A 14,066-nucleotide genomic window follows, 5' to 3' on the forward strand; every position below is an offset into this window, starting at 1 on the left:
GTGCGTGTCTCTTCAAAGCGATGATCATCTCCGCGGCAGTTCGACCGTGATCAGCGTGCCGTTTCCGGGTTCGGATACGAGATCGATCGTGCCGTTATGCGCCTCGACGAACTGCTTGGCGAGCGGCAGCCCGAGCCCGAGCGCACGATCGCCGATCGTCTTGGATTCGGCGAACCGGTCGAACGCATGCGCGACACCCTCCGCGCTCATCCCCGCGCCGTCATCCGACACGACGATCCGTGCATGCGTCGCATTGCCGTCGGCGTGCAGGAGGATCCGTCCCCCCTCCGGCGTACCGGCCACCGCGTGACGCAGCAGATGCTCGACGATCTCGCGCAGTCGCTTGGGATCGCCGCAGATGCGCCCTGTCGAGCGCCCGATTTCGATCGCGAAGTCGAGCTTGCGGCGCCGCGCAGTGGCCTGGATCGAGCCCGCCGCGGCGCGGGCGACCACCGCCAGCTCGACATCGGTGCGCACCATCTCGGTGCTCTCGCTCTCGGTCCGGGTCAGGTCGAGCACGTCGTCGACCAGCAGCCCGAGCCGCTCGACCGATTCGAGAATGGCCTCGAGATACCCCCCGGCCTGTTCGCTCATCGGCCCGGCATAGCCACCGTGCAGCATCTCGGCAAAACCGCTGATCGACGTCAGCGGCGTCTTGAGTTCATAGCTCATGTTCGCGACGAACGCCGTCTTCACCTTGTCCGCCGCCTCGAGCGCGTTCGCGCGTTCGCGCAGGGCCTGCTCCGCACGCCGGCTGTCGGTAATGTCGAGCATCGTGAACAATGCGTTGCCGTCGGGCAGCGGGACGCCCGCAAATTCGAAATGCCGGCCGTCGGCAAAGGCCACGCGGCCCCCGCGCTGCTGCCGTCCGGCGGTCGCCGATCGCACGAGATCGGGGATCAGCGCCGACCGGTTGGGCGTCATCAACTTGCCCGCCGCCGCATCCGCAAAGACGTCGACACGCGGATGGCCGGCAAGGAATTCCTCCTCGAGGCCCCACAGTACCCTGAACCGGTTGTTCCACAATTGCAGCCGGCCGTCGGCGGCGAACACGCCAAGTGCCTCGAACAGATTGTCGAACGTCGCTGTTCGGACGCGAAGCAGCGTGTCGCGCGCGCTGGCGAGCTGGACATGCTCGGTGCGGTCCTCGAAGATCAGCAACAGCCCGCCATCGGGCAAGGGCTGGGCGACAACGCGCAAATGCGTGCCGCCGCGCAGGTGCCAGATCTCCTCGCTCGCGCCGCCGTTCGGCATGGTCCCGGTCTGCATGAACCATGCGCGACGCTCGGCCTTCCATGCCGGAAAGTCGCGGACCTCGGGGAGCCGGTCCGCTTCGCGCATCCGTTCGAGCACGCGGTCGAATTCGGGACGGTCGGCGAGCCACTCCGCCCGCATCGCGAACATGCGCCGGAACGGCTGGTTGCAGAAGACCAGGCCGTGGTCGCCACCGAACTGCGCGACCCCCGCCGACAACCGGTCGAGCATCGCCCGCTGCGCCTCGGCAAAGCGCTTGGCGCCCGAGCGCGCCTGCTCGAGATCCTCGATGTCGATCGCAAAGCCCGCCACCCCGCCGGTCGGCAGCGGCACGTCATAGATCTGGAGCGACCGACGGGCCCCGTCGATCGTCGCGGGCAGGACCTGCTGGTGCGGCCGCCCCTGCTCGCGCGCGGCGGCGGCACCCGCCAGCGGCCCGCCGCGCCCCGATCCCTCGACGAGTTCGAGGCCGCGCGCGACCACGTCCTGCGCATCCTGGCCCTCGACGGCCGCGACATAGGCGGAATTGACCATCGACAGCCTGAGATCGCGCGCCCGGTACCACATCGGCAGCGGCGCCGCTTCGATCAGCCCGGTCAGCGCCTCATAGGCGGCACCAAGCCGCGCCGTCTCGGTGCCGAGGCGCTTGATCTCGGATTCGCTGTCCGTTGCATCGAACGCCCAGATCAGGATGCTGCCAGTTGCCCCCATCGCACCAGGCGCACGCGCGCCGCGCAGCGTGATGGCCCGCGTCGAACCGACGGGGCGGACGGCACGGACGAAGGGCCGGCCCGAACGCTGTGCAGCGGTCACATCAGCGGTCAGCGCGGCAGCATCCTCGGGTGAGAGCCCGGATTCCTCACCCGCCAGATCCATCAGATAGCGTGGCGCCGGAATACCCAGCCAGTCCGCCATCCGCTGCGGCATCTCCACTCGTCCATCCGAGCGGACGACCGTCGCGACGGCCGGCGACCCATCGAGCAACGCGCGCATCGTCGCATTCTCAGCGAGGGTCGTCGCGACACCGGCGCGCGCGCGCAATCCCAGGAACAGCAGCAGCCCGCCAAGCCCGAGCAGCAGCAGCGTCGCAACGCCGGCCAGAACGGTCGCCCATGTTCCGGGGACCGTCATGTCCCGGAGACACTCTTCGCAACGAGATCGGGAAACACGGTAACCGCCATGGCTCCGTCTACGCCAACAGCGCCCCCCGGGGGAAGACGGCGATCGGGAAATCGCATGCGGCTGATCGGGTGCCTCACCTGCACGCTTGGCGGCTCCGGCGCGTCAGCCCGAGGCGCTGGAAACCCAATCCCTCCAGACTGTTGCAAGGATGAAACACATTGTAAAAAAACGATCCGATTCGTCTCAATCGGGTGGATCGGGCCGCGCCGCGCGGCCTAACGGCGGCGCATCGACGAAGGTCAGCGGCTTTGCCCCTTCGTCGGAATGTTTCAGTCGAGAGTATTAAATGACCCCAGCCTATCGTCGCAGCCTGCTCGCCACGAGCCTCCTCGTTGCGGTTTCCACGCTCCCCGCTGCCGCACAAACCGCGCCCGCGACGCCTGCGGCCACGCCCGAGGCGGCCGCTCAAGCAGAGGCTTTGGAGTCGGCAACCCCGACCCAGACCGCGACGGACCAGAACCCGCAGGGTGCTGCAGAAGCGCCGGCAGGCGAGATCGTCGTGACCGGCTCGCGCATCGCATCGCCGTCGGCCACCGCCGCCTCGCCGCTCCAGAGCGTCGGCATCGAACAGATCCAGCAGGCCGGTGCGATCAACGTGCAGGACGTCCTGCTCCAGAATCCGGCCTTCGGCACGCCGGGCGTCAGCCGCACCAACTCGAGCTTCGCGACGCAGGGCGCGGGCGTAGCGACGGTCAATCTGCGCAACCTCGGCGACGACCGCACGCTGGTCCTCGTTAACGGCCGTCGCTTCGTCGCGGGCCTGCCCGGCAGCAGCGCAGTCGATCTCAACGTCATCCCGACCCAGTTCCTCGAGCGCGTCGACGTCCTGACCGGCGGCGCGTCCGCGGTCTATGGCTCGGACGCCGTCGCGGGCGTCGTCAACATGATCTACAAGACGAAGTTCGAGGGCATCCAGCTCGACGGCCAGATGGGCATTTCGCAATATGGCGATGGCGCCGATCGCCAGGTCAACGCGCTGGTCGGCAAGAACTTCGCCGATGGCCGTGGCAATATCATGCTGTTCGGCGGCTATTCGAAGCAGGGCACCGTGCTGAAGAAGGATCGCTTCACCGAGGCGGGTTCAAGCGCGGTGGATTCGAGCAGCCTCGCCTTGACGACCGGTAACGATGCCGACCTGTTTACGCGTAGCACGCTGCTGTCGGGCTTTGCGCCACAGGGACGCTATGTCACGGGTACCGGCGACAACCGTCGCGGCTTCAGCTACAACCCCGATGGTTCACTCTTCGAATGTTCAAGCGCCGCGTGCCCCGACGCGCCTGGGTTTAATCGCTCGGACTTCCGCTATCTTGCGGTGCCGGTTGAGCGTTACACCGCTGCGGGTCGTGCGAACTTCGAGGTTTCGCCCGCGCTCAACCTGTTCGTCGAGGGCAACTACGCCAAGACGAAGGTCAAGACGGTCATCGAGGCATTCCCGCTGAGCTCCGACCTCGTCGATATTCCCAATGACGGCCAGATCGCGATCGAGAGCATCGTTGGTGGTGTTCAGTACCGCAATCCGTTCGTGCCGGATGCGATCTTCAACGCTGCCACCGACAAGAATGGCGATGGTCTTCGCGACATCAGCTTCGATCGTCGCCTCAACGACTTCGGTCCGCGCACGAGCTCGTCGAGCCGAGAGCTGTTCCGGTTTGCGGGCGGCGCCAACGGCAAGTTCCTCGAGGACCGCTTCAACTACGAGGTTTATGGCATCTACGGCCAGACGGTCGAGAACCAGACCGGCAACGGCCAGTATAACAGCCTGAACTTCACCCAGGCGCTCAATGCGTATCGCGATCCGACGAGTGGCCAGATCGTCTGCGCCGATCCCGCCGCACGCGCAGCCGGCTGCATTCCTGCGAACATCTACGGTGCGGGCGCACTCACACCAGCCGCCTCGTACCTCGCGGTGCCGACGACGTTGTCGACGAAGGTCACGCAGACGGTTGGCGGCGCGAACGTCTCGGGCAAGCTGTTCTCGCTGTTCGGCGCGGATCCGATCGGCGTCAGCATCGGCACCGAATATCGTCGCGAGACGAGCAGCAACGTGTTCGATCTTCTCACGCAGCAGGGCCTGAATGGTAACAACGCACTGCCGTCCACGCGCGGCAGCTTCGACCTGATCGAAGGTTTCGCCGAGACGATCGTGCCGTTGCTCCAGGATCGCCCGTTCTTCCATTCGCTGTCGGTGCGCGGTGCGATCCGCGTGTCGAACTACTCGACGATCGGAACGACCTACAGCTATAACTACGGCGGCGAGTGGGCGCCGATCGAGGACGTCCGCTTCCGCGTGATGCAGGCACGCTCGGTTCGCGCCCCCAACATCAACGAGCTGTTCCAGCCGAACCAGCAGGACTTCCCGAACGGTCTGGTCGACCCCTGCGCAGGCGTGACCGCGGCCGCGACCGGCACGCTCGCCGTCAACTGCCGCGCAGCCCCCGGTGTTGCCGCAAACATCGCACAGAACGGTCAGTTCACGATCGGACAGGCGGATCGTCAGGGCATCACCAGCTTTGCTGGCGGCAATCCTGACCTGCAGGAAGAGAAGGGTGATTCGTTCACTGCGGGCGTCGTCATCAACCCCCGGTCGATCGACGCGCTGCGCAACCTGGTCGTGACGGTCGATTACTTCAACATTCGGATCAAGGGGGCGATCACCACCACGCCGCTGCAGTTCATCTTGAACCAGTGCTACAACGCCGAGAATTCGGATTTCTGCAATCTGGTGGTCCGCCGCGCTGCCGCGCAGGGTGCAAACAGCGCCGGGTCGCTCGACGAGGTCAACAGCAGCCCGCTCAACAGCGGCGGCATCAAGACGTCGGGTATCGACACGACCGTCGCCTATCGCCAGAATCTCGAGAGCCTCGGCCTTGGCGGGACGCTCGGCATGAAGGTGTCCTACACTCATCTGATCAGCGGGTTCACGGTACCGCTGCCGGGTTCGGAGCGCGACTATTTCGCCGGCGAAATCGGCGCATCGCGGGATCGCTTCACGACGAACGCGTCGTATGACATCGACGGCGTCGGGCTGACGATGACGGGCACGTGGATCAGCCAAGCAAGCCTCGACGACCAGCTGACGGGCGCCCGCCCGGGCAGCAACCCCGACTACCGCGTGAAACCGCAATTCTACCTCGACTCGCAGCTCCGCTTCCAGGCCGGCGAAGGCTTCGAATTCTATGTCGGCGGGTCCAACCTGCTCAACAACAAGCCGCCATACCTCGCCGATATCGGTGCATCGGCAGGCCAGGATACCGATGCGGGCACCTATGATCCGCTCGGCCGCCGCTATTACGCCGGTGTCCGCGTCAGCTTCTGACCGGACCACCATCGATAGAGCGACAGGGGAGCCGGCAACGGCTCCCCTTTTTTTGTCCACGCGGCACGGACAAGAAAAAGGGCGCGGGCAGCGGGAGGATATCCCGATGCCCGCGCCCCTCACTTCTGCAGGATGGCGATCACGCCGCCATGAACATCTCCGGCGGCAGCGCCATCAGCGACTCCGCGCCACCCTCGATCTTGCGTCGCAGCGCGCCCGCGTCGGGTAGGATCCGCTCGGCATAAAAGCGTGCGGTGATCAGCTTGGCGTCGAGGAACGCCGTCTCGCCCTCACCGGCCGCCTTCAGCTTTGTCGCGGCAACCGCCATCCGCAGCCACATCGCGCCGACCGCGACGATGCCCATCAGATGCATGTAGCTGACCGCGCCGGCACCGACATTCTCGGGGTTCTTCATGCCGTTCGCCATGAACCACATCGTCGCCGCCTGAAGCTGGCCGTTCGCCTTTTCCAGCGCCTCGGCAAAGCCCGCGGTGGCCGTATCCCCCTTCGCGGCAGCGACGTCGTCCGCGACCAGCTTGAAGAACGCCTGGATCCCGCGACCACCGTTCTGCGCGAGCTTGCGGCCGACCAGATCCATCGCCTGCACACCGTTGGTGCCCTCATAGATCATCGCGATCCGCGCATCGCGGACATATTGCTCCATGCCCCATTCGGCGATGTAGCCATGACCGCCATAGACCTGCTGCGCGTTGGTCGCGATCTCATAGCCCTTGTCGGTGCCATAGCCCTTGATGACCGGGGTCAGCAGGCTGATCATGTCGCCCGCCAGCTGACGCTCTTCCTCGGTCGCGGCGTTATGCTCGAGATCGCCCTGCAGCGCGGTCCACAGGATCAGCGCGCGCAACCCCTCGGTCATCGCCTTGCCTTCCATCAGCATGCGTCGAACGTCGGGATGGACGAACAGCGAGTCCGCCTTTTCCTGCGGCTCCTTCGGCCCGGTCAGCGCGCGGCCCTGGCGCCGGTCCTGCGCATATTGCACCGCATTCTGATACGCGACCTCGGCCACGCCCAGCCCCTGAAGGCCGACACCCAGACGCGCGGCGTTCATCATGATGAACATCGCGGCGAGGCCCTTCATCTCCTCGCCGACGAGCCAACCGGTCGCCGAATCGTAGTTCATCACGCAGGTCGAGTTGGCGTGGATCCCCATCTTGTGCTCGATCGACCCGCAGGTGACGCCGTTGCGATCGCCGAGCGAACCGTCTTCGTTGACGAGGAACTTTGGCACCACGAACAGCGAGATGCCCTTCGAGCTGTCGGGTGCGCCCGGCGTCTTGGCAAGGACGAGGTGGATGATGTTCGCGGTCAGGTCATGCTCGCCGCTCGAAATGAAGATCTTCGTACCGGTGATCGCATAGGATCCGTCCGGCTGCGGCTCGGCCTTGGTGCGGATTAGGCCCAGATCGGTGCCGCACTGCGGCTCGGTCAGGTTCATCGTCCCGCCCCATTCGCCCGACACCATCTTCGGCACGTACATCGCCTTCTGCGCGTCCGACCCCTTGGCGACCAGCGCGGCAATCGCGCCATGCGTCAGGCCGGGGTACATCGCGAACGCCATGTTCGACGAGATCATGTATTCCTGGAACGCGGTCGAGACGACGTGCGGCATCCCCTGCCCGCCATATTCGGGCTGGTTGCCAAGCGTCGCCCAGCCGCTCTCGACATACTGCTTGTACGCCTCCTTGAAGCCGTCTGGCGTCGTGACCGATCCGTCCTCGTGGCGGGTGCAGCCCTGCTGATCACCCGACAGGTTGAGCGGGAACAGCACTTCGGCGACGAACTTGCCGCCCTCTTCCAGCACCGCATCGACGACGTCGGGAGACGCAGCATCGAAGCCCGGCAGGTTGCTGTAGCGGTCGAGGCCGACGACCTGTTCGAGGACGAAGCGCGTGTCGCGGACGGGGGGCGTGTATTGGGGCATGGTCTATCCTTGCTGGTCGTTGGCGCGGCCGACTTCGAGAAGGGCCACGAAATTGGTGAGTTCGTCGATGGCGGCGTCGATATCCCGCTTCTGCGCGGTCAGCAGCGCGATCCGCGACTGGCTGCGCTCGATCACGACCTGACGCTGCGCACGACGCCCGTCGCCGACGTCGTAAAGGTCGATCATCTCGCGGATCTCGCCAAGGCTGAAGCCGACACGCTTGCCGCGCAGGATCCATGCGAGCCGTGCACGGTCACGGTGCGAGTAGATACGCTGCGTGCCGCGGCGCTCGGGCGCGATCAGCCCTTCGTCTTCGTAGAAGCGAAGCGCGCGTGCGGTCACGTCAAACTCGCTCGACAGATCCGATATCGTGAAATGGTCGCGATCATGCCGCGGTTCGATCACCGCATAGGATTCGGGAGATGCCCGTTCTGCCGGGGATGCTCTGGTCGCCATGCCGGAACATTTAGCTCTCGTTTACGTCAACGTCAATCTCGGCAGAGAAATTTGCCCGCCTTCGAGCGGAGCGTGGCCGCCTCGGACCGCGACTCGCTCAACCGATCGACCGTCACCGCGGCAAGCGAGGCACGTCCCGCACACAGCGCTTCGCACGCTTCGGGCATGTCGGCGGGGAACGTGATGCGATCCCCGTCGAACCGCGCATCGAATGCGCATTTGCCGAACGTCATCTGCAGCCGCTCGCCGGAGCGCTCGACTGTCCCCGATGCAGCGCAGCTCTGAGCTTCGCCATAATCGACGCTGACGCCGATCCGGCTGACCCGCTCGGTCCCAATGATGCAGATCCGGTCGGTATCGCGCGCCCAGGAGCCCTGAAGCGCGGCACCGGGATCACCAACGATACCCGCGCTCCGCGCCGCCGCCTCGAGCCGCGAACCGGGCGTGCTCTCGGTATTGGTGATGCTCGTCGACGCACCGTCGCATCCGGCCAGCAGCCACAGCAGGAGCATAAGCCCGCCACGCCTGTGGCTCATTCGGCGGTCACCAGGCCATCACCCTCTATACGCCGGAAAAAACAGGTACGTTCGCCGGTGTGACAGGCCGGCCCCGCGGCATCGGCGATCACCCATATCGCGTCCTGGTCGCAGTCGATCCGGAGTTCGGCGACGCGCAGCACATTGCCCGACGTTTCCCCCTTTCGCCATAAGGCCTGCCGGCTCCGCGACCAGAAATGCGCTTCTCCGGTCGCCTGGGTCTTCGCCAGCGCGTCGGCATTCATGTGCGCCACCATCAAGACATCGCCCGAGACGCGGTCGGTGACGACCGCCGTCAGCAGGCCGGAGGAATCGAATTTCGGATCGAGCGTCAGGCCCGTGTCGCGGCTGTGTGTCATGCTCGGGGACATACCAGAAAGCGGGGGCGAAGCGACGTGAGAGATCAAACCCATTGCGCAATGTTATTACAAGGAGGCGACAAACGCGTGAACCGCGACTATAGGGCATGCTCCGCACGACGTGAGACCCGGCATGCTGACCACAAACCCTTATGATGACGACAAACTCCGTGAAGAATGCGGGGTGTTTGGCGTCTCGGCCACCGACGGCGCGGCGGCGCTTGTCGCCCTGGGCCTCCATGCGCTGCAGCATCGCGGCCAGGAAGCCGCCGGCATAACGACGTTTGATGGGGCGCATTTCCATACGCACCGCGCGATGGGCCATGTCGCAGGGAACTTCGATCGCGACGACGTGATTCGCGCGCTGCCGGGCACGGTCGCCTGCGGGCATGTCCGCTATTCGACGACGGGCGAAACCGCACTCCGCAACGTGCAGCCGCTGTACGCCGAGCTGTCGACGGGTGGTTTCGCGATCGCGCACAACGGCAATATCTCGAACGCGATGCGGCTGCGTCGTGAACTCGTCCGTCGCGGCTCGATCTTCCAGTCGACCAGCGACACAGAGACGATCATCCATCTCGTCGCGACCTCGAACTATCGCACGCTGCTAGATCGCTTCATCGATGCGTTGAAGCAGGTCGAGGGTGCCTATTCGCTCATCGTGATGACGCCCGAGGGGATGATCGCCTGCCGCGATCCGCTGGGCATCCGGCCGCTGGTCATGGGCAAGCTTGGCGACGCGGTGATCTTTGCGTCCGAGACGGTCGCGCTCGACGTCGTTGGCGCAACCTTCGTCCGCGCGGTCGAGCCGGGTGAGCTCGTGATCGTCCAAGGGTCCGAGATCCGCTCGATCCGCCCGTTCGCGCCGATGGCGGCGCGGCCGTGCATCTTCGAATGGGTATACTTCTCGCGCCCCGATTCGATCGTCGACGACCATTCGGTCTATTCGGTGCGCAAAGCGATCGGCGCGCAGCTCGCGATCGAATCGCCGGTCGATGCCGATCTCGTCATCCCGGTCCCCGACTCGGGCACCCCCGCGGCGATCGGTTATGCGCAGCAATCGGGGATTCCGTTCGAGCTCGGGATCATCCGCTCGCATTATGTCGGTCGCACCTTCATCTCGCCGGGCGACAAGGTCCGCCATCTCGGCGTGAAGCTGAAGCACAACGCCAACCGTGCGCTGATCAAGGGCAAGCGCGTCATCCTCGTCGATGATTCGATCGTCCGCGGGACGACCTCGCTCAAGATCGTCCAGATGATGCGCGAGGCGGGCGCGGCCGAAGTCCATATGCGCATCGCCAGCCCGCCGACCCGCCACTCCTGCTTCTACGGCGTCGACACGCCGGAGCGCGCCAAGCTGCTCGCAGCCAAGCTCGATCTGGGCGGCATGACCGGCTTCATCCACGCCGACAGCCTCAACTTCATCTCGATCGACGGGCTGTACAAGGCGCTCGGTGAGGCGAAGCGCGCGGATATTCGTCCGAAATATTGCGATGCCTGCTTCACCGGCGATTACCCGACCACGCTGACCGATCATGACGAGGGCGCCGAGGTCGATCAGTTCGCGATGCTCGCCGAACGCGTCATCTGACAAGTCCTGGAGCTAGAATGACCGACAAGCCTCTCGAAGGCCGGCTTGCGCTGGTCACCGGTGCAAGCCGCGGCATCGGCGCCGCCACCGCGATCGCGCTCGCTGCAAAGGGCGCGCATGTGGTTCTGACCGCGCGCACGCCGGGCGGCCTCGAAGAGGTCGAGACGGCGATCCATGACGCCGGTGGGTCCGCGACGATCGCGCCGCTTGACCTCGCCGAGAGCGAGGCGATCGGCCGGCTCGCAAGTGCGATCGGTGATCGCTGGGATGCGCTCGACATCCTCGTGCTGAATGCGGGCATGCTGGGGTCACTGTCGTCAGTCCCGGCGATCGATCCGAAGGAAATGGCGCAGGTCCTGACGCTCAACGTCAGCGCGCAGGCGGCCCTGATCGCTGCGTTCGATCCGATGCTGAAAAAGGCGAAGTCGGCGCGCGTGATCGGTGTCACGTCGAGCGTCGGCCGCAAGCCGCGCGCTTATTGGGGGCTTTACGGTGCCTCCAAGGCGGCGTTCGAGACGCTGCTCGGCGCTTACGGCGACGAGATGGCCGAGATCAGCGGCATACGCACCGCTATCGTCGATCCCGGCGCGACCCGCACCAAGATGCGCGCACGCGCCTATCCGGGCGAGGATCCGAACTCGGTCAAGGATCCGCAGGTCGTCGCTGACCGTATCGTCGCGCTGGCTGTCGACGGGTTCGAACCCGGCCATTTCGAGCGCGTCGCCTAAAACCTTCCCTTGCGGGGGGCGGACGATCAGCGTCGCTTCACCAGCGTCACCTGTGCGACGTCGATACCGCCACCGCGGAACCCGCCCTCGCAATACATCAGGTAATAGCGCCATAGCGCGACGAACTTCGCGTCGAGCCGTGCCGGCAGGCGCCCCTGCGCGACAGCGGCGTCGAACGCGGCCCGCCAACGCCGGCATGTCTCTGCATAGTGCAGCCCGAAGCTGCGTTGATCCTCCCACGTCAACCCGCGCGCCTCCGCCAGAGCGCGGAACCGCGGCTCGGACAGCAGCATGCCGCCGGGAAACACGTAGCGCTGGATGAAATCGACGCTCGTCGAATAGGCATCGAAGATCGCATCGTCGATCGTGATATATTGAAGCGCGGCACGGCCGCCGGGTTTCAGCGCCCGTGCGACCGCGTCGAGATAGGCCGGCCAATAGGCCTCGCCCACCGCCTCGACCATTTCGATACTGGCCACCGCGTCATAGGTGCCGACGACGTCGCGGTAATCGGTTAGCGAGACGGTCACCCCGGTCAGCCCCGCCTCAGCCATCCGCGCGTCGACCTGTCGCTTCTGCTCGGTCGACAGGGTGAGACCGTGCACGTCGACACCGGACTGCGCGGCCAGGGCCGCGAAGGACCCCCAGCCGCAGCCGATCTCGAGGATCCGGTCACCGGCCTGCGTACCCGTCCTGTCGAGGATGGCCTGGAGCTTCGTCGTCTGGGCGTGCTCGAGCGGTTCGGCCTCGCTGATCGGCTCGGCGAACAGCGCGCTCGAATAGGTCAGGCTGGGATCGAGCCACGTCTCGTAAAAATCGTTGCCGAGATCATAGTGCGCGGCGATGTTGCGCCGTGATCCCGTCCGGTGATTGCGCCGCATCCAGTGCCACGCGCGAGCCGAGAGTCGCGCAACCCCACCCGATCGCGCCGTCCGGCCCAGCGATATACGGTTGCGCATGAACAGGTCGAACAACGGGACCGGATCCGGGCTCGACCAGTCCCCCGCGGTCCAGCCTTCATACCAGCCGACCGATCCGGCCGTCGCCAACCGCACCAGCGCCCGCCAGCGATGGACGGTGACGATCGGCATCGGCCCGAGTGCACGCCCTCCCAGCAAACGGCGGGTACCGTCAGGCAAGCTCGCCTCGATACCGCCGCTCTCGAGTCCTGCATCGATCCGGTCGAGCAGGCGGTGGAATATCGGCGCGGTCAGGCGTGCGGCACTGGTTGCGCGCCCTGTAGCGGCGTCGTCAAAGGCATGGGCGGCGGTCATCGCGGCGCTCCATGCAACAGCGTCGCCACCTAGGAAAGAGGCGCGTGCCAAAAGGCGTCAGCGCGCGTGCCGCCCCGCCTCGAGCGCGCGCTCGCGTGCCTCGCGGTGACCGATGATCTTGGCCGGATAGTCGCGCGGCCGACACCCGGACTCGTCCGGGTCGTGGATCGCGTCGCCCGTAACCTTGGCGAGTTCCGGCACCCATTGTCGGATATAGTCGCCCGCATCGAATTTTTCCGATTGCGACAGCGGTGCCATGATCCGGCCGAACATGTTCGAATCGACCCCCGTGCCCGCGACCCATTGCCAGTTGACCGAATTGTTGCCGTAGTCGGCATCGACCAGGCAGTCCCAGAACCAGCGTTCGCCCTCGCGCCAGTCGAGCAGCAGATGTTTGACGAGGAAGCTCGCGGTGATCATCCGGACGCGATTGTGCATCCAGCCTGTCGCCCAGAGCTGCCGCATTCCTGCATCGACGATCGGATAGCCCGTCCGACCGGTCTGCCACGCCTTGAGATCGGCCGCCGCCGTCTTGCCGGTGCGCCATGGCAGCGCATCGAACGCCGGCCTTCCGTTGCGGCGGCCATAATCGGGGAGCGCCAGCACCACCCCTTGCGTGAAATCCCGCCACGCCACCTCCTTGCGGAACGTCGTGACGCCGTCGCCATGCCCTGACACAGCATGCCAGACCTGGCGGGGACTGATCTCGCCGAAGTGAAGATGCGGCGACAGCCGGGACGTCCCCTCGGTCGAGGGTATGTTGCGGTCGTGGTCGTAATCGTCGGCGACGTCCGCGAACCGCGCCACCGCCTTCCGCGCTGCATCCTCGCCGGGGCGCCAGTCGGAAAAGCCACCCGACCAGTCGGGTTTGGTCGGCAACAACTTCCAGCTCTCCAGTGCGTCCGATTCGGGCCACGTCTCCGGCGCGTCGATCTTGCGCGGCATCGCGACCGGTTCCGGTGGCGGCATCATCTGCGACAGTGCTTTCCAGAACGACGAATAGACGCGGAACTGCCCGCCTGCTCCGGTCGTCACGCTCTCGACCCGGGCCAATTGGTTGCCGTCATGGAGGCAGATCGCGTCGCCGAGCGCATCCTCGGCCTTGCGCCACCATGGCTCATACTGGCGTGTCGCGAACACCCGCTCCGCGCCCGTCTCCGCCATCAGCGACCGAAGCGTCGCAACCGCATCGCCCCGCCGCAGGACGAGGCGGGAGCCCTTCTTGTCGAGCGACTTGGCGAACGCCTCGAGGCTGTGATGGAGCCACCAGCGCTGTGCACCGCCGATTGCCCAGTCGCCGGGCGCGTCGTCATCGAGGATATAGACGGGGATCACCGGCCCTTCCTGCGTAGCGGCGACGAGCGCCGGGTGATCATGCAGGCGAAGGTCCTGGCGAAGCCAGAGAAGTACGGGTGTTGTCATCGCCTG

Annotated in this window: 10 protein-coding genes; 3 read left to right on the plus strand and 7 right to left on the minus strand. The window is 65.7% G+C overall.

Translation table 11 applies throughout. The features are described from left to right. Positions 1-24: 24 nt before the first annotated feature. A complete protein-coding gene (locus IFS44_RS01100) occupies positions 25-2,385 on the minus strand; it encodes a PAS domain-containing sensor histidine kinase (protein ID WP_192097160.1) in 2,361 nt (786 codons plus the stop codon). 337 nt (positions 2,386-2,722) lie between these two features. Here IFS44_RS01100 and IFS44_RS01105 point away from each other — a divergent pair, with 337 nt between their 5' ends. Beyond that, on the plus strand, positions 2,723-5,752 hold the full coding sequence (locus IFS44_RS01105) for a TonB-dependent receptor plug domain-containing protein (RefSeq protein WP_192097162.1): 3,030 nt from the start codon (positions 2,723-2,725) through the stop codon (positions 5,750-5,752). 139 nt (positions 5,753-5,891) lie between these two features. Here IFS44_RS01105 and IFS44_RS01110 read toward each other — a convergent pair whose 3' ends face one another. From IFS44_RS01110 to hisI, 4 genes are read right to left on the minus strand one after another with little or no spacing between them, the layout of a single operon-like run. Beyond that, complete coding sequence (locus IFS44_RS01110) at positions 5,892-7,694, minus strand: acyl-CoA dehydrogenase C-terminal domain-containing protein (RefSeq protein WP_192097164.1); 1,803 nt, start codon at positions 7,692-7,694, stop codon at positions 5,892-5,894. A gap of 3 nt (positions 7,695-7,697) precedes the next feature. Continuing rightward, the gene (locus IFS44_RS01115) at positions 7,698-8,150 is read right to left on the minus strand and encodes a MerR family transcriptional regulator (RefSeq protein ID WP_031396539.1); all 453 of its coding nucleotides are present in this window, start codon (positions 8,148-8,150) and stop codon (positions 7,698-7,700) included. Positions 8,151-8,182: 32 nt separating this feature from the next. Further along, complete coding sequence (locus IFS44_RS01120) at positions 8,183-8,686, minus strand: hypothetical protein (RefSeq protein ID WP_244649800.1); 504 nt, start codon at positions 8,684-8,686, stop codon at positions 8,183-8,185. Continuing rightward, complete coding sequence (hisI, locus tag IFS44_RS01125; RefSeq protein WP_192097166.1) at positions 8,683-9,045, minus strand: phosphoribosyl-AMP cyclohydrolase; 363 nt, start codon at positions 9,043-9,045, stop codon at positions 8,683-8,685. Before hisI ends, IFS44_RS01120 begins: the two co-directional genes overlap by 4 nt. Before the next feature lie 133 nt (positions 9,046-9,178). Between hisI and purF the strand changes: the two genes are divergently transcribed. Both purF and IFS44_RS01135 read left to right on the plus strand, forming a co-directional pair. Then, the gene (gene purF, locus IFS44_RS01130; protein WP_037527979.1) at positions 9,179-10,636 is read left to right on the plus strand and encodes an amidophosphoribosyltransferase; all 1,458 of its coding nucleotides are present in this window, start codon (positions 9,179-9,181) and stop codon (positions 10,634-10,636) included. A 17-nt stretch (positions 10,637-10,653) separates the two neighbouring features. Then, positions 10,654-11,364, plus strand: a complete 711-nt coding sequence (locus tag IFS44_RS01135) for an SDR family NAD(P)-dependent oxidoreductase (protein ID WP_192097168.1) — start codon at positions 10,654-10,656, stop codon at positions 11,362-11,364. A gap of 26 nt (positions 11,365-11,390) precedes the next feature. Here IFS44_RS01135 and IFS44_RS01140 read toward each other — a convergent pair whose 3' ends face one another. Beyond that, positions 11,391-12,638, minus strand: coding sequence for an SAM-dependent methyltransferase (locus IFS44_RS01140; RefSeq protein ID WP_192097170.1), 1,248 nt, complete (start codon positions 12,636-12,638; stop codon positions 11,391-11,393). A gap of 57 nt (positions 12,639-12,695) precedes the next feature. After that, complete coding sequence (locus tag IFS44_RS01145) at positions 12,696-14,060, minus strand: cryptochrome/photolyase family protein (protein WP_192097172.1); 1,365 nt, start codon at positions 14,058-14,060, stop codon at positions 12,696-12,698. Positions 14,061-14,066: the final 6 nt, after the last annotated feature.

Origin of the sequence: Sphingomonas sp. CFBP 13706 (assembly GCF_014842355.1) — a bacterium.
In the GTDB taxonomy this organism is placed as follows: domain Bacteria; phylum Pseudomonadota; class Alphaproteobacteria; order Sphingomonadales; family Sphingomonadaceae; genus Sphingomonas; species Sphingomonas aerolata.

Coding starts and splice junctions, on each gene's coding strand:
- purF (WP_037527979.1), top strand. CDS start 9,179: ATGCTGACCACAAACCCTTATGATGACGACAAACTCCGTGAAGAATGC.
- IFS44_RS01120 (WP_244649800.1), bottom strand. CDS start 8,686: ATGAGCCACAGGCGTGGCGGGCTTATGCTCCTGCTGTGGCTGCTGGCC.
- IFS44_RS01110 (WP_192097164.1), bottom strand. CDS start 7,694: ATGCCCCAATACACGCCCCCCGTCCGCGACACGCGCTTCGTCCTCGAA.
- IFS44_RS01100 (WP_192097160.1), bottom strand. CDS start 2,385: ATGACGGTCCCCGGAACATGGGCGACCGTTCTGGCCGGCGTTGCGACG.
- IFS44_RS01135 (WP_192097168.1), top strand. CDS start 10,654: ATGACCGACAAGCCTCTCGAAGGCCGGCTTGCGCTGGTCACCGGTGCA.
- IFS44_RS01145 (WP_192097172.1), bottom strand. CDS start 14,060: ATGACAACACCCGTACTTCTCTGGCTTCGCCAGGACCTTCGCCTGCAT.
- IFS44_RS01140 (WP_192097170.1), bottom strand. CDS start 12,638: ATGACCGCCGCCCATGCCTTTGACGACGCCGCTACAGGGCGCGCAACC.
- hisI (WP_192097166.1), bottom strand. CDS start 9,045: ATGACACACAGCCGCGACACGGGCCTGACGCTCGATCCGAAATTCGAT.
- IFS44_RS01105 (WP_192097162.1), top strand. CDS start 2,723: ATGACCCCAGCCTATCGTCGCAGCCTGCTCGCCACGAGCCTCCTCGTT.
- IFS44_RS01115 (WP_031396539.1), bottom strand. CDS start 8,150: ATGGCGACCAGAGCATCCCCGGCAGAACGGGCATCTCCCGAATCCTAT.